Here is a 15,657-nt window from a genome sequence, read left to right as displayed (position 1 = left end):
TCAAGCAATGCATCCATCTGCTATTTTCGATCCTCGCGATGGTGGGGTTGTGTCAGTCGGCGCTAGCGCAAGACGCCAATCCCAAGGTCAAGGTCGAAACCGACGCCGGCGCATTCGTGATCGAGCTCTACCCGGCCAAGGCGCCAAAGTCCGTCGCGAACTTCCTGCAATACGTCGACGCCGGCTTCTACGACAACACGGTCTTTCACCGTGTGATTCCTGGCTTCGTGGTGCAAGGTGGCGGCATGACCGCCGACATGCAGCAGAAGCCGACCCGGGCCCCAATCGAAAACGAGGCCAAGAACGGACTCAAGAATGAGACCGCCACACTTTCGATGGCGCGCACCCAGGATCCGAACTCCGCAAGCTCGCAGTTCTTCATCAACCTTCGCCACAACGACTCGCTTGACTACCCGTCTTTTGATGGGTGGGGCTACGCGGTCTTTGGCAAGGTGGTCGATGGCATGGCAACCATCCGCAAGATCGAGGCCGCCAAGACCGGAACCGTCGCAGGGCACCGTGACGTTCCAGTCAAGCCGATCACCCTTCTGAGCGCCCGTCGCGTAGTACCGACGGCAGCAAAGTAACCGCCCGCCACCGCGCGGCAACCAGGAATCCACATGATCAAACTGCACACCTCCCTCGGCGAAATCACGCTTGAACTCGATGCCGAAAAAGCCCCGAAGACGGTCAAGAACTTCATCGACTACGTCCAGTCGGGTCACTATGACGGCACGATTTTTCATCGTGTGATCGACGGTTTCATGATCCAGGGCGGCGGCATGACGGCCGACATGGAGCAGAAGCCCACGCGCGAAACGATTGAGAACGAAGCCAACAATGGCCTCAAGAATGCCCGCGGCACCGTGGCAATGGCACGTACCCAGGCACCCCATTCGGCATCGGCCCAGTTCTTCATCAACGTCGCAGACAACGAGTTCCTGAACTACCGCTCGCCCGACCTGAACGGCTGGGGCTACTGTGTTTTTGGCAAGGTCGTGGAAGGCATGGATGTCGTCGACAAGATCCGTGCAGTCAAGACCGGTCGCCGCGGATTTTTCCAGGACGTACCGGCCGAAGACGTCGTCATCGTCCGCGCCGAAGTCATCTGACGGCCGCACGGTTGCCCCATGATTCACTTCATCTCCGACCTGCACCTGAGTGCCCGTCACCCCGAAACCGCTGCCGCGTTTGGCCGTTACATTGCCGGACCGGCGCGTACCGCACAGGCGCTCTACATTTTGGGCGACCTGTTCGACGCATGGCCGGGTGACGACGCATTGGTTGACCCGGCAGCCCAAGGCGTCGCAAACGCCATTGCGAGCCTGGCTTCGGCCGGTTGCGAAGTGTTTCTCATGCACGGCAACCGTGACTTCCTGATTGATAGCGGCTTCGCCGAAGCGGCCCGGTTGACGCTCATCCCCGACCCGCATCCGCTGAAGTTGGGCGAGCGCGACTACATCCTGATGCACGGTGACAGTCTGTGCACCGATGACATCGCCTATCAAAGCTTCCGTGCGATGGTCAGGAATCCCGAGTGGCGCCGCGGCATCCTCGCGAAAACGCTGGCCGAACGTCTGCAGATCGCCGCTGAAGTTCGCAGCCAGAGCGAAGACGCCAAGCAAGAGAAAAGCGCCGAGATCATGGATGTCAACGGCGAAGCGGTGTCCGCGGCGCTGCGGCAAGCAGCCTACCCCGATCTGATCCATGGCCACACGCACCGACCTGCATGTCATGAACTCATGGTTGACGGCCAGGCGTGCAAACGCTGGGTGCTGCACGACTGGAAAGACCGAGCCGAGTGGCTGGAATGGACCGCAGAGTCGGGACTGGTGTTTCGCAGTTGCTGAAGCTTAAAGCCCTTATCGTTGACGACAGCCCGCCCAACCGTCGCTTGCCTGCGATGATCCTCGGCCAGTTGGGCTGGGAGACCACCGAAGTGGCTGACGGTCAGAGCGCGCTCGATCTCGCAAAGCTCGATACCTACGACTGCATCCTGCTCGACCTGCTACTGCCGGACATGCGGGGCGACGAGGTCTGCCGTCGCCTGCGTAGCGAACCCGCCACCCGTGCGGCATGGATCGTCGCCTACACCGCCGAGTCCGACGAACAAGTCGCCCGCATCACTGCACGCACGCGCTTCGATGCGGTACTCCCTAAGCCCATCACGCGAAAACGTCTGCTCGACGCGCTGCCGCCGGACGACGACCCGAAGGCGTAAAAAAACGCCGTGGAGCATTCGATCCACGGCGTTTTGCTTTTGCCCGCCTGGACTCAGTCCGGGCACATGACGCTTAGCGACTCTGACGCGATACCAGATTCAGATCCATCTGGCCGCCGCCATCCTCGCCCTCGCCATCATCGTCGTCATCCTTGTCGCTTTGTGCGGGCGCAACCACATTGCGGGCGTCCTCGATGTCGTTGAGATACTTCGCCGTAATGTCGCCGGTGATGTAGATGCCATCAAAGCAAGAAGTCTCGAAAACCTGAATTGCCGGGTTCAACTCACGCACTGCGCGCTTGAGGTCTTCGATGTCTTGATAGATCAAGCCATCCGCGCCAATCTCGCGGGAGATTTCCTCTTCGTCGCGGAATGCGCCAATCAATTCGGTTCGGCTCGGCATGTCGATGCCGTAGACGTTGGCAAACCGCACCGGCGGCGCCGCGGAAGCCATGTACACCTTGGCCGCACCCGCCTCACGCGCCATGTTGATGATTTCCCGGCTGGTGGTGCCGCGAACGATCGAGTCATCAACCAGCAGCACGTTCTTGCCAGCAAACTCCTGGTGAATCGCATTGAGCTTCTGGCGTACCGATTTCCGGCGAATCGCCTGCCCCGGCATGATGAAGGTCCGGCCGATGTAGCGATTCTTGACAAAGCCCTCACGGTACGGGACCCCTAGCCGGTTCGCCAGCTCCATCGCCGCCGGCCGGCTCGAATCCGGAATCGGAATCACCACGTCAATCTTCAGGTCTGGGTACTTCTGCAGCGTCCGTTCCGCGAGAAACTCGCCCATCTTGACGCGGCTGTCGTAGACCGAGATACCGTCAATCAAGGAATCCGGTCGCGCCAGATAAACGAACTCGAAAATACACGGAGCATGCGGCAAACCCGTCGCGCACTGCTGGCTCTCAAGCACGCCTTGCGTGTTGATCAGCACTGCTTCGCCCGGCGCAATGTCACGCATGAGCTTGAAGCCCAGCACATCGACTGCCACGCTCTCTGAAGCCACCAGGTACTCGGTGCCACCCAGTGCCTCGTTGCTGCCGATCACCAGCGGACGAATCCCGTGCGGATCGCGAAAGGCCAACAAACCGTAGCCCGCGATCATGACAACCGCCGCATAGGCGCCCTTCACACGGCGCATCACGCCGGCCACGGCCTTGAAAATCTGCTCAGACTCAAGCCGGGGCCCTTTGGCGTGCTCCTGCAACTCATGCGCCAGCACATTCAGCAGCACCTCGGAATCCGAGTTGGTGTTGATGTGGCGAAGATCGGCGAGGAACATCTCGCGCTTGAGCTCGTCGGAATTGGTCAGATTCCCGTTATGCGCAAGCATCAAGCCAAACGGCGAGTTCACGTAGAAGGGTTGCGCTTCGGCCGGGTTATATGCCGATCCCGCGGTGGGATAGCGACAATGCCCGATACCCCAGTTACCCGTCAGGTTGCGCATGTTGCGCGTCCTGAAGACGTCGCGAACCAGCCCGGACCCCTTGTGCATGTGGAATCTGCCGGACTGCGCGGTCGCAATGCCCGCAGCATCCTGCCCCCGGTGCTGAAGCACCTGCAAGCCGTCATACAACAACTGGTTGACCGGCGTAGTCGCTACTACACCCAGAATCCCGCACATCGTCGATCACCTATCGAAATTGAATCCGTTTCGCAAGTGGCTCCGGCATCCATGGAGCCACCGCCAGCACAGCCGTCTCGCACGGCGGCGCCATCGTCGCGTTCTGCCACCAGGGCTGCTTGGGAAGATTGGTCATCCCCCCCAACAACACCAGCACGAAAACGATCAGGGCTCCGCGCGCCAACCCGAAGAAGGCACCGAGCACCCGATCGGCCAAACCCAAACCCGCCGCATGCAGCAGTTCACGCAGCAGCAAGCGAAGCAAACCCAGCACGAGCAAGCTGACAATGAACAGCGACGCAAAAGCCGCCACCTGCTGCAATAACGGCTCAGCGGTCACGCCACTGAATAGTGGAACGACCAGCGGCGAAAAATGCTTTGCCACCAGGAATGCCACAACCCACGCGATCAGCGCGAGCACCTCACTGACCAAGCCTCGCCACGCCCCGACCCCGAGGGAGATGGCGAGAATCGCCAACACCACGTAGTCAAACGCGGTCATCAATCAGGTCCGGGGCGTGACGACCGCGGTCAATCCGGCCTTGCGAAGCTTCGCCGCGGCGGCATCAGCCGCTTCACGCGTGGCAAAAGGCCCGGCGCGAACGCGTGTCTTGTCGCCGAGGTTCTCTGCATACGCACTGACCCCCTGCGCCTTGGCCTTGCCCTTGACGCTGGCTGCGTTGTTCGCATCCTTGAACACACCCAATTGCACGACATAGCCGCTTGCATCGGCAGCAAGCGCCTTCTCGCCGCTCAGAATCGCGGCCGCACGCTGAGCCTCGTCACGCTTGACAATCGCCTCTGGTTTCTTGGCTGGAGCATCCTGCGCGACGCTGGGCTTTTCAACCGGTTTTTCCGTCGCCTTGGGCGGCGCAACGTTGCTCAATTCAGTGGCAGCGGGCGGCGCCTCGACCGGCGACGGCGGCATTGGCACTGCATTCGACGGCTTGACTGCGCTTACCGCAGCATCGTCTTCAGGCGGCAAGCTTGGCTTCGCTGGAGCGGGACCGCCCCCCTGAATCACCCGCGATGCAAAATTCGCCCCTTCCTGACTGGGAATCCGGATCTGGATGTCCTGCCCCGCCTGCTTGGGTTCATGCTCCATGACGAGCGGCAGAACAATGGCGGCCAGGAGCGCAAGCGCAGCGGCACCCACCAGGCGCCGTCTCGCGCGCTTCTTCAGTTCAGTCTGGGTATCGTTATCGGCCATGGCGGACCGGGATTCTCAGTGGCGATCCAACGTCGGCAAGACGTCAGCAAGGGTGAGGAAGGATCCGAAGACTACGATTCTATCATCGGCAGTCGCTCGCTCTTTCGCGCGTTTCAACCCGGCCGAAGGGGAGTCCGTCAGCTCAATGTCGCCCGACACGCCAATCGCGCGCAGATGCGCTGCCAGGGCGTCTGCCGAAAGCCCGCGCGGGCCCGGCAACGTACAGAGCAACCAATGATCGATGCGCGGCGCGATCAATGTGATGGCGCCGCGGATGTCCTTGTCGCCCAGCATACCCAGCACCGCATAGGTTTCTGGGGCATAAGCAAGGCTCGCAAGATTTTCCGCAAGCACCCCGACGGATTGCGGGTTGTGCGCGACATCCAAGATCACGCCAGGGCGCCCCGGCAAGACCTGGAATCGACCGGTCAGCTCAACATGCATCAACCCTTCGCGCACCGCCTGCATCGACACAGGCAAACGCTCAGACAGCGCTTCGAGCGCCGCAAGCGCAGCCGATGCGTTGAGCAACTGGTTTGCGCCACGCAATGCCGGGTAGGCGAGCGAGTTTCTGCGTGATTGGACGCCCTTGAAACTCCACTGCTGGCGATCACCGGCGAAGGAGAAATCGCGCCCGATCAGACGCAAATCCGCCCCAATCGCCTTGGCATGCGCGACCAGGGATTCGGGCGGGTTCGGATCAGAACAGATGGCCGGTGTGCCGGCACGAAAGATGCCGGCTTTTTCAAAGCCGATCTGCTCTCGTGTTGTACCAAGAAAGTCCATGTGATCAAGGGCAACGCCAGTCACAATGGCGCAATCCGGCTCGAACACGTTAACCGCATCCAGCCGCCCACCCATGCCCACTTCAAGAATCAGCACGTCGAGCGCCGCGCCGTCGAACACCTGCCATGCCGCCAGGGTACCGAACTCAAAATAGGTCAGCGGCACCTCGCCGCGCGCCCGCTCGACTTGCTCGAACGCCTCGCACAGCGCCGCTTCCGTGACCTCGGCGCCGTCGATCCGGATTCGCTCCGTGTAGCGAACGAGGTGGGGCGAGGTGTACAGACCGACGCGGTAGCCCGCTGCGCGAAGCATGGCCTCGACCATCGCGCAGGTCGAGCCCTTACCGTTAGTACCGGCGACCAGGATGACGGGAACAAGCTGCTTGACCTGCAGCGCGCTGCAGACCGCGCGAACGCGATCAAGCCCGAGTTCGATCGTGCGAAAGTGCTGGCGTTCGACATAGTCTAGCCAGTCCGGCAAGGACTTCTGGGACATCAACACACGAGCCGGAAAGTAATCAGTTCGGTGCGCTCTGGCGCATCAGCAGCGCAATCAAGGACGCCAGCTGGTCGCGCATCTCGCGCCGATCCACGATCATATCCAGCGCGCCTTTCTCAAGCAGGAATTCCGAGCGCTGGAATCCTTCAGGCAGCTTCTCTCGCACGGTCTGTTCGATCACCCGCGGCCCGGCAAATCCGATCAGCGCACCCGGCTCACCAATCACCACGTCGCCAACAAAGGCAAAACTTGCCGACACGCCGCCCATGGTCGGATCGGTGAGGATGGTGATGAACGGCAGTTGCCGCTCTGACAGACGCGTCAGCGCAGCCGTCGTCTTGGCCATCTGCATGAGCGAGAACAAACCCTCCTGCATGCGCGCACCGCCAGAGGCCGTGAAGCAGATGAACGGCAATCCCTGTTCTACCGCCGCATTGACGCCACGGACAAATCGCTCGCCCACCACCGAGCCCATTGAGCCGCCCATGAAGTCGAACTCGAAGACCGCTGCGACGCAGGCAACGCTCTTTATCGAGCCTTGCATGACGATCAGCGCATCGCCCTCGCCGGTTTCATCATTCGCGGCCGCCAAGCGGTCGGCGTAGCGCTTGCTGTCCTTGAACTTCAGGGGGTCGACCGGAACAACTTCAGCCCCGATTTCAAAGCGCGCATCCGGGTCGAGCAACAGATCGAGACGCGCGCGCGCGCGAAGACGCTTGTGGTGGCCGCACTTTGGGCAAACATGCTGGTTTCCTTCGAGATCGGAGCGGTAAAGCACCGCCTCGCAAACCTCGCATTTGCTCCACAGCCCTTCCGGAATCGACTTCTTGGTCGGCGCGTCGCGCTTGATCTTCGGAGGAAGCAGTTTGTTCAGCCAGCTCATCGCGCAGACTCCACCACGGGTTCATCCAGCGCCAAGCGGATCGTTGAAATGAAGGCCTGCACCCGGGCTGGCGCTTCGCCGGCGGGCGAGCTTTCGATTTCCTCGATGATGCGGCTGCCGATCACAACCGCGTCAGCGGCTGCACCGATGGCACGCGCCGACGCCGCATCACGAATCCCGAAGCCGACACCAACTGGCATGCCAAGCCTTTGCTTGAGATTCGGCAGGCGTGACACAACATCACCGATATCAAGGTGCCCGGCACCCGTCACGCCCTTCAGAGACACATAGTAGGCATAGCCACGGCCAATCTGCGCAACGCTATCCATGCGCTCGTCAGTAGAGGTGGGAGCGAGCAGGAAGATCGGATCGAGCCCTGCATCCTTGAGCGCGTTGGCGAATTCACTGGCCTCTTCAGGCGGGTAGTCAACCACAAGCACGCCATCCACGCCCGCTTCAACCGCAGCCGAAATGAAGCGCGCCACGCCCATTGCCTCAATCGGATTCGCGTAGCCCATCAGCACGATCGGCGTACTCGAATTCTCTTTGCGGAATTCGCTCACCATCTCAAGCACGTTTCGCAACGAAACGCCGTGCTTGAGCGCGCGCTCAGCCGCGCGCTGGATCGTCGGGCCGTCTGCCATCGGGTCGGAGAACGGCACTCCGATTTCCAGCACGTCCGCGCCACCCGCAACCAAAGCGTGCATCAGGGGTAACGTCTGATCAGGCGAAGGATCGCCTGCGGCAATGTAAGGAATCAGCGCGGTGCGCTGCTCATCGCCAAGGCGCGCAAATACTTTCTGGATTCGAGACATTCTGGATTCTTGCAAGTTACGTGGCCAAGGTAAGCTCATCAGAGCTGGATGCCGCTCTTTTCGGCGACGGTGTGCATGTCCTTGTCGCCTCGGCCCGAGAGATTCACCAGCAAGAGCTGGTCTTTCTGCATCGTTGGGGCAAGCTTGATCGCATGAGCGATCGCATGCGAAGACTCAAGCGCGGGAATAATGCCTTCCATGCGGCACAAGGTGTGGAATGCGGCAAGCGCCTCATCATCCGTCACACCCACATATTCGGCCCGTTTGATGTCTTTGAGCCATGCATGCTCGGGTCCCACCCCAGGATAGTCCAGGCCGGCCGAGACTGAATGCGTCTCGATGATCTGGCCATTCGGGTCTTGCAGAAGATAGGTGCGATTGCCATGCAATACGCCCGGCGTGCCCGCCGACAAGGAGGCAGCATGGCGCCCGGTCTCGATACCGTCGCCTGCGGCTTCAACGCCGATCAGCTTGACCGACTCATACGGAATGTAGGGATGGAAGATCCCCATCGCGTTAGAGCCGCCGCCAACACAAGCAATCACGCAGTCGGGCTGACGACCAAAGCTTTCCATCATCTGGCCGATGGACTCGCGCCCGATTATCGACTGGAAGTCCCGCACCATCATCGGATACGGGTGCGGCCCCGCGACGGTCCCGATAATGTAGAAGGTGTCGGCAACGTTCGTGACCCAATCGCGCATCGCTTCGTTCAACGCGTCTTTGAGGGTCTTTGAACCGGACTCAACTGGAATCACCGTTGCCCCGAGCAATTTCATCCGGTAGACGTTGGCGGCTTGCCGCTTCACATCTTCCGAGCCCATGTAGACAACGCATTTCATCCCGTACCGAGCGGCCACGGTTGCCGTCGCCACACCGTGCTGCCCTGCGCCAGTCTCGGCAATGACGCGCGGCTTGCCCATGCGACGAGCAAGCAAGGCTTGGCCGATACAGTTATTGACCTTATGCGCACCCGTGTGATTCAGATCCTCACGCTTGAGCAGAATCTGCGCGCCCCCCAAGTGATTGGAGAGATGGCGGGCGTGGTAGATCGGGCTCGGGCGGCCAACGTAATGCTTGAGCTCATGATCGAACTCGGCAAGAAACGATGGATCAGTCTGCGCAAACTTGTACGCCTCGTTCAACTCAGCGAGCGCAGGAATCAGCGTTTCGGAAACAAAGATCCCGCCGTACTGACCGAAGTGGCCTTTGGCATCGGGGAAGTTGTAGGGGATGTCAGCCATCTGCACTGCGCACTCCAGCAATGAAATCTGCGATCCGGCGGGCATCTTTGATGCCCTTGCCGGACTCAACGCCGCTGCTCACATCAACAGCGACGGGATGAATTCGACGAATTGCCTCACTCACGTTGTCTGCCGACAAGCCTCCCGACAGGATCAAGGGCTTGCTCAGACCCGGCGGAATCAACGCCCAGTCAAAGGTTTCACCGCTTCCGCCATAACCTTCCGCAAATGCATCAACCAGCAAGGCTTGGGCCGATGCAAACGAGGCGGCGTAGTGTAGCAGATCGACCCCTGCCCTCATCCGCACCGCCTTGATGTACGGGCGTCCGAACTGCTCACAGAACGTGGGGTCCTCGTCACCATGGAACTGCAGCAACTGCACCGGCACCGCTGCCAGAACGGACTCGACATCCGCTGGCTCCGGATTCACGAAGAGCCCAACGATCGTCACAAATGGCGGGACATGCAGCGCGAGGTCCGCTGCTCGCCCCGCGTCCACAAAGCGCGGGCTCTTTGGATAGAAGACGAAGCCCAGCGCATCGGCCCCTTCCGCAACTGCAGCTTGAACGTCTTGCGGCCGAGTCAGGCCACAGATCTTGACCCTGGTGCGCTTCACGCCCACTCCCCTCCAAATTCCTCAGCCCGAATCAAGCCTTCGGACGGCAAGCCCAAGCCGGGCGGGTAATCGACACCCGCGAGATAGAGCCCGTCGGGCGAAAAGGTCGGCGCCGCCCGTGCACGGTCGCGAGCCTCCAACAGTTCGGTAATCCAGCTTGGGTCATTGCCACCGCGACCTATCTGAACAAGCGCTCCGACCATGTTGCGCACCATGTGATGCAAAAATGCATTGGCCGAAAACTCAAACACGACAAACTGCCCACGCCGGGATACGGCCGCACGGAACAGATCACGCACGGGCGTTGCAGCTTGGCACTCGGCTGCCCGAAAGCAGCTGAAATCATGCCGCCCCAGCAAACGCGTGGCGGCATCGCACATCGCATCCAGATCAAGCGACCAATGCGTCCATCCAATGCGCCCAGCGCCAATGGCTGGTCGAACATCACGATCCAGCAAAACGTAGCGGTAATGGCGAGCGGTCGCCGAGAAGCGCGCATGAAAGTCTGGCGAAACCTCGCACGACCACCTCACTGCAACCGAATCGGGAAGATGAGCATTGACGCCGCGCACCCATGCAGTAAGCGGACGCTTGGCATCGGTATCGAAATGCACCACCTGAACGGCCGCGTGAACCCCGGCATCAGTCCGTCCGGCGCATTGAACGCGAATGTTCGCATCGGCAATCACGGCCAAGGCGCGTTCAAGTGCATCCTGGACTGCCTGGCCGTTCGCCTGGGACTGCCAACCACAAAACGCAGACCCGTCGTACTCCAGCCCAAGCGCAAACCTCATTGACTCCACCGCACCGCACACTCCACCAGAATTAGCGCGCCCACCAGATATCCGATCTCGATCCGCGACCACGGCGTCAGCTCAACATGCAGAGGCACAGCGATGCCTCCGGTGGAAGGCGCTTCCGACGCGAGCACCCGGGTTATGAGCCCGCGAGCAGGCTTTTCCTCGGAAACGAACTCGAATGAAAGCAAGGCCCTGAGCACCAGGCGTTCGACCCGCACACCCAGGCACGTTAAGGGTCGAACACACGCATACAGTCCGCCGAGCAAGCTCTGCCGAGAGTACAGCCCCAACAACAAGGCAACGCAGGCAATCAACCCCGCCAGTCTTGAGCAGTGGAGCAGCGCAAGCGACAAACCCTCAATCGTTGGGCCCCACCGGTATTGGCTAGCCCAAAGGAGCGTTCCCGGAGTCGAGAACGCGTACAGCACTGCCACGGCGAGAAACAAAAAACGGCTGCGGCGCATCAAGGGCCACAGCCGTTCTCTGACAAAACACAAAGCCACGGCCACCAGCAGCAAGCTCGCTGCACCGAGGCCTGCACCGCTCATCCGCTGAAGCGCAAAGATCCCGACCGCACAGACAACAACTGCGGTCTTGGCGCTTACGGCAGCAGGCAATCCGGGCGGGCGTCCTGAGCTCAGGTCGAAATGCGGGCCATCATCGCTTCGGCCTCGTCGCGCTGAGCACCACTCCCCTCCTTCAAGACCTCTTCAAGTAGCTCGCGAGCCCCCTCAAAGTCACGCATTTCTTCGTAGGCGCGAGCAAGCTCAAGCTTGGTATTCACCTCATCACCCATTTCGAAGTCATCGTCCATCGCCAGCGGCTCAGGATGTGTGTCAACCTGCGATTGCGGCACATCGCCCTTCGGCAACTCCAGATCAATCCCAGAGAGATCCATCGGCGCCGGCTTCGCAGCGAGCGATTCCGTTTGCGGCGAGCGGTCAACATCGAAATCGAAGTCCAGAAGACCACCCTCGAAGTTGGTTTTCTCGAGATCGACCAGCGCTTCGTGCTGCGCATCAACAGCCGAAGCCACAGCAACGTCATCATTCAACGCAGGGGCTTCATTGAAACCATCAAGATCGAGAGTGATCGGCGCCTCAGTAGCGGAGCCAATGTTCGTTGAAGTGAGCTTCACCTCTGCCTTGCTGAGCTCGTCCGGTGCCAATTCCGGCACCGCACCGGGAACAACCACTGGGTCAGGCGCGGCGCCACCAGGCTCCATGTCAAGATCAAGGTTGAAGTCAAGACCCAGATCGTCTGAGCTTGCAGCGTCGCCCTGCGTCGCCGCTCCGACAGAAGACGCTTCGCCGTCCAATGTGCGGGTAATCTGCCCAATTTCACCCGGCATCGTCCAGGTTGTTTGCATTTGCGATGGCGATGCAGTTGCGAATGCTGGCGTTGAGGCCGGCGCCTGAGCAAGCGGTTCGGACGTGAACTCGAAGGCTTCCGGGGGCTCGATTTCCGTTTCGACCGCGGCGAAGTCTTGTATCGGTTCAGTTGGGACCGAGGGCGTTGGATTGCTGGCTTCGACGAATGAAAGCTCATCCAGCATCACCGGCGCTGCAGCGGCAGCGACGGGTGCTTTCCCGGTCGTACGGTACAGCGGATTGTCCGGATCAAGCTTGCTGCCCAGATCCGCTGCACGCATCCAGTCCGCGCCTACGCCACCGGTCTGCGTGTACAGATCAGTTGCGATGTTCTCAAACTGCTTGTGACTCTTGCGCTGCGAGTAAATCTCGAGGAGCTTCACGTGGATCGCAGTGCGGCTTGGATCGGATTTGAGGGCGTCAAGGAGGATCTCTTCCGCCTGCGCGTCACGCCCGTAGGCCATGTAAACATCGGCCTCCGCAACAGGATCCACACCCTCATCCGCGTCAATCGAAGTGAGCCCCGACTGACTGAAATCGGTCGGAAGCACACTGCTTCCGGTGTCGACCGTCTGCCCCCCCACCGGGCCTATCACAGACTCGGTACCGGTCTGCGTAGCATTGAGCGCAGTGGTATCAGGGCTACTGCTCTTCTTTTGGCGACGCGAACGATAGGCGAGAAAGCCCCCCAAGCCCAGCACTGCAGCCAAACCACCAAGAATCGCCGGATTCTCGGCCATTGAGGCAAAGAAACCAGGCTCTTCAACAACCGGTTCGGCAGGCGGGGCTGCCACGGGGGTTGCGGGTTTGACCGGGGAGGCCTCTACAACAGGAGCAGGCTCCGCCGGCAATTCCTTGACGACAGGTGCCTCACTCGCGGCGGCAGTCTCAGCAACCGGTGCGACCTCCGATTGCGCAACAGGCGCAGACGCCTCTGCAACCGGGGCGGGTTTTGCTGGCTCAATCGGCGCAACCACTTCCTTCTGCGCCTTCGCCGCATCGCCCTTGGAAGCCACAGCTTGCTTCTGGAGGTCTGCAAGGTTCTGATTCTTGAGATCCACCAGCTTCTGGAGGTCCTTCACGTTCTTTTCGAGCGCGGCAACACGCTCGTTTGCCTCCTTCAGCGCACGCTCGCGGGCAACGAGATCTTCCTCAAGCGCCTGGACGCGACCAGCCACTTTGGGATCAACCGCAGCCGTATCCTTGGCGACCTGGCTCTTCGAGATCTTGAGCTTGTCTTTGGAATCCTGCGCCTTTGCGGCGTCTTCTACCTTTGGCGTGACCTTGCCTGATGCAGACTGCTTGGTAGCGATTTCCTTCTCCGCACCTTCGGCAACAGCGGCACCCGCTTTCTGGCGATACGCACCAAAATTCGCTGAAGGCGCAGACAGAATCTTGCGCGCGTCTGCAGGCGCTACCTCCTTCGCTGCGGCCGCTTCAGGCACTTTCAGCACGTCGCCAGTGCGGAGGCGATTGATGTCACCCGCGGCAAACGCCGTCGGGTTCGCCGAATAGAGTGCGGCGAGCATCTGTTCAAGACTCACATCGGCAGCCTTGGTCCTCGCGGCAATTGCCGTAAGCGAGTCGCCAGCCTTGACGGTGTATTCGGTACCAGAGAACGGCTCTTTAGGCTTGGCGGGGACAGCAGGCGCTTTGGCCGCTTGCTCAGCCTGCGGCGCCGCTGCAGCGTCGCGCTCTTTACGCTTGGATGAGGTCGGCTTTGGTTCAAGTTGACGCGTCACCGGCGGCGCCACTTGCTGCACGGCAGCCTTACCTCCCTCATCAACCGGATCAAGCAGGAAGGTGTACTCGCGCAAAAGGCGTCCGCCAGTCCAGTTCAGCTCGAGCAACATATCAACAAACGGCTCGCTGAAAGCCCTGTCGCTAGTTACTTTTACGATCGCGCCACTGCCGCGCTTTTCCACCGTCAGTCGCAGACCGGTGAGTTGCGGCGCGTATTCAATATTGGCCCGTCGGAATGCCTCTGGCGACGCGAGCCGTGCGCTCAAGGAGTCCAACTCCTCTGCAGTGCCGGTCACCTCGACCTCAGCGCGGAGAGGCTGGCCCAGGCCACTTAGTACATTCAGTCGGCCTAAGCCTGCAGCAGATGCACAAAACGGCAATGCTGTGATTGCGGCCGCAATAATGGAGGCACGGAGAGTCGTCTTCATGAGCTTGCCGGAATAGGCGGTTTATTATGGTTTTATCAAAATAACATCATAGATTTAGGCTAGCAAGCTAAACCTAACTCTCAGTATTTGATGCCGTTGGCAAGTTTGACCATAACCAAGGGTCAAGACACGGGCGTTGCGCTCGCAACGCCCGTCATGACAAGGACTTAGCGTTCAAGCAGGATGCGCAACATGCGACGAAGTGGCTCCGCCGCGCCCCACAACAACTGGTCGCCAATCACGAAGGCCGAGACGTATTCCGGCCCCATGTTCAGCTTGCGAACTCGCCCAACGCCGACTTCGAGCCCGCCGGTGATTGAAGCGGGCGTGAGCTCTTTGACCGAGACTTCCCGGTCATTCGGCACCCACTTGACCCACTGGTTGCCCGACTTGATGATCGACTCAATCTGGGCCAGAGGCAGATCCTTCTTGAGCTTCAGAGTCAGCGCAAGGCTATGGCAACGCATTGCGCCAATGCGCACGCACAGGCCGTCAACCGGAATCGTGCTCTCGGCACCAAGAATCTTGTTAACCTCGGCCTGCCCCTTCCACTCCTCCTTCGACTGCCCGTTCTCGAGTTGCTTGTCGATCCATGGGATCAAGCCGCCCGCGAGCGGCGCGCCGAAGAACTCTGTCGGAACATCCTCACGGATTGCGGCCGCGACTTTACGATCAATATCGAGAATCGCCGACGACGGCGTTGCCAATTCTTCCGCCACAGCGCCATGCACAACGCCCATGCCTTTGAGCAACTCGCGCATATGATTTGCGCCGCCGCCGCTTGCCGCTTGATAGGTCATCGAAGAGACCCACTCCACCAAGCCCTCACGGAAGAGGCCACCCACCCCCATCAGGAGGATGGAGTTGGTGCAATTGCCACCGATGTAGTTCTTGATGCCCTTGGCCAAAGCCGCGTCGATCACATTGCGATTGACCGGATCAAGAATGATCACCGCGTCATCGTCCATACGCATTGTTGACGCAGCATCAATCCAGTAACCCGCCCAGCCTGCGGCGCGCAGCTTCGGGTAGATGTCGCTGGTGTAGTCGCCACCCTGACAGGTGATGATGACATCCATGGCCTTGAGCTCATCGACGTTTGACGCATCCTTCAAGGGCGGAAGGTCGCGACCGACATCCGGCCCCTTTCCACCTACATTCGATGTGGTGAAGAAGACCGGATCGATGAGCTCAAAGTCATTTTCCGCGCGCATGCGATGCATGAGCACAGAGCCCACCATGCCGCGCCAACCGACAAAACCGACACGCATTTGAATTTCCTCGTTCTGCTCCCTGCCCGCCTCCCTGCCTCAACCGCGGGCAGGAAGCTGTTTGCGCGGAGGAGACAATGGATCAGATCGGGATGGTTTTAATCCCGATGGTCTTAATCGCGGTGATCAGGGTCGTGACAAT

General features: G+C 60.3%; 16 protein-coding genes. 4 read left to right on the top strand and 12 right to left on the bottom strand.

Features of this window, described 5'->3' with window-relative positions; genetic code table 11:
• Positions 1-38: 38 nt before the first annotated feature.
• From OPU71_RS03310 to OPU71_RS03295, 4 genes are read left to right on the top strand one after another with little or no spacing between them, the layout of a single operon-like run.
• Complete coding sequence (locus tag OPU71_RS03310; RefSeq protein ID WP_420712360.1) at positions 39-587, top strand: peptidylprolyl isomerase; 549 nt, start codon at positions 39-41, stop codon at positions 585-587.
• Between the two features lie 33 nt (positions 588-620).
• Positions 621-1,112: a peptidylprolyl isomerase gene (locus OPU71_RS03305; RefSeq protein WP_267724936.1), complete on the top strand. Its 492-nt coding sequence runs from the start codon at positions 621-623 to the stop codon at positions 1,110-1,112.
• Positions 1,113-1,130: 18 nt separating this feature from the next.
• Complete coding sequence (locus OPU71_RS03300; RefSeq protein WP_267724934.1) at positions 1,131-1,850, top strand: UDP-2,3-diacylglucosamine diphosphatase; 720 nt, start codon at positions 1,131-1,133, stop codon at positions 1,848-1,850.
• Positions 1,844-2,221 (top strand): response regulator, encoded by a 378-nt coding sequence (locus OPU71_RS03295; protein ID WP_267724933.1) that lies wholly within the window; start codon positions 1,844-1,846, stop codon positions 2,219-2,221. The genes OPU71_RS03300 and OPU71_RS03295 overlap by 7 nt, the downstream gene beginning before the upstream one ends.
• A 73-nt stretch (positions 2,222-2,294) precedes the next feature.
• Here the strand turns inward: OPU71_RS03295 and purF are convergent, their stop codons facing one another.
• The 12 genes from purF to asd form a co-directional block, all read right to left on the bottom strand.
• Positions 2,295-3,851, bottom strand: coding sequence for an amidophosphoribosyltransferase (gene purF, locus OPU71_RS03290; RefSeq protein ID WP_267724932.1), 1,557 nt, complete (start codon positions 3,849-3,851; stop codon positions 2,295-2,297).
• A 10-nt stretch (positions 3,852-3,861) separates the two neighbouring features.
• Positions 3,862-4,353: a CvpA family protein gene (locus OPU71_RS03285; protein WP_267724931.1), complete on the bottom strand. Its 492-nt coding sequence runs from the start codon at positions 4,351-4,353 to the stop codon at positions 3,862-3,864.
• 3 nt (positions 4,354-4,356) lie between these two features.
• On the bottom strand, positions 4,357-5,061 hold the full coding sequence (locus OPU71_RS03280) for an SPOR domain-containing protein (protein WP_267724930.1): 705 nt from the start codon (positions 5,059-5,061) through the stop codon (positions 4,357-4,359).
• Between the two features lie 15 nt (positions 5,062-5,076).
• Positions 5,077-6,342, bottom strand: coding sequence for a bifunctional tetrahydrofolate synthase/dihydrofolate synthase (folC, locus tag OPU71_RS03275; RefSeq protein ID WP_267724929.1), 1,266 nt, complete (start codon positions 6,340-6,342; stop codon positions 5,077-5,079).
• A 22-nt stretch (positions 6,343-6,364) separates the two neighbouring features.
• Positions 6,365-7,228 (bottom strand): acetyl-CoA carboxylase, carboxyltransferase subunit beta, encoded by an 864-nt coding sequence (gene accD / locus OPU71_RS03270; RefSeq protein ID WP_267724928.1) that lies wholly within the window; start codon positions 7,226-7,228, stop codon positions 6,365-6,367.
• On the bottom strand, positions 7,225-8,043 hold the full coding sequence (trpA, locus tag OPU71_RS03265) for a tryptophan synthase subunit alpha (RefSeq protein WP_267724927.1): 819 nt from the start codon (positions 8,041-8,043) through the stop codon (positions 7,225-7,227). The genes accD and trpA overlap by 4 nt, the downstream gene beginning before the upstream one ends.
• A 38-nt stretch (positions 8,044-8,081) precedes the next feature.
• The gene (gene trpB / locus OPU71_RS03260) at positions 8,082-9,287 is read right to left on the bottom strand and encodes a tryptophan synthase subunit beta (RefSeq protein ID WP_324256028.1); all 1,206 of its coding nucleotides are present in this window, start codon (positions 9,285-9,287) and stop codon (positions 8,082-8,084) included.
• Positions 9,280-9,903, bottom strand: coding sequence for a phosphoribosylanthranilate isomerase (locus tag OPU71_RS03255; protein WP_267725355.1), 624 nt, complete (start codon positions 9,901-9,903; stop codon positions 9,280-9,282). Before OPU71_RS03255 ends, trpB begins: the two co-directional genes overlap by 8 nt.
• Positions 9,900-10,697 (bottom strand): tRNA pseudouridine(38-40) synthase TruA, encoded by a 798-nt coding sequence (gene truA / locus OPU71_RS03250; protein WP_267724925.1) that lies wholly within the window; start codon positions 10,695-10,697, stop codon positions 9,900-9,902. The genes OPU71_RS03255 and truA overlap by 4 nt, the downstream gene beginning before the upstream one ends.
• Positions 10,694-11,320: a hypothetical protein gene (locus tag OPU71_RS03245; RefSeq protein WP_267724924.1), complete on the bottom strand. Its 627-nt coding sequence runs from the start codon at positions 11,318-11,320 to the stop codon at positions 10,694-10,696. The genes truA and OPU71_RS03245 overlap by 4 nt, the downstream gene beginning before the upstream one ends.
• A 20-nt stretch (positions 11,321-11,340) precedes the next feature.
• Complete coding sequence (locus tag OPU71_RS03240) at positions 11,341-14,082, bottom strand: FimV/HubP family polar landmark protein (RefSeq protein ID WP_267724923.1); 2,742 nt, start codon at positions 14,080-14,082, stop codon at positions 11,341-11,343.
• Positions 14,083-14,411: 329 nt separating this feature from the next.
• On the bottom strand, positions 14,412-15,515 hold the full coding sequence (asd, locus tag OPU71_RS03235) for an aspartate-semialdehyde dehydrogenase (RefSeq protein ID WP_267724921.1): 1,104 nt from the start codon (positions 15,513-15,515) through the stop codon (positions 14,412-14,414).
• Positions 15,516-15,657 lie beyond the last annotated feature (142 nt).

The organism is Niveibacterium sp. 24ML, from assembly GCF_026586805.1.
GTDB lineage: Bacteria > Pseudomonadota > Gammaproteobacteria > Burkholderiales > Rhodocyclaceae > Niveibacterium.
This window is presented reverse-complemented; position numbering and strand designations above follow the sequence as displayed.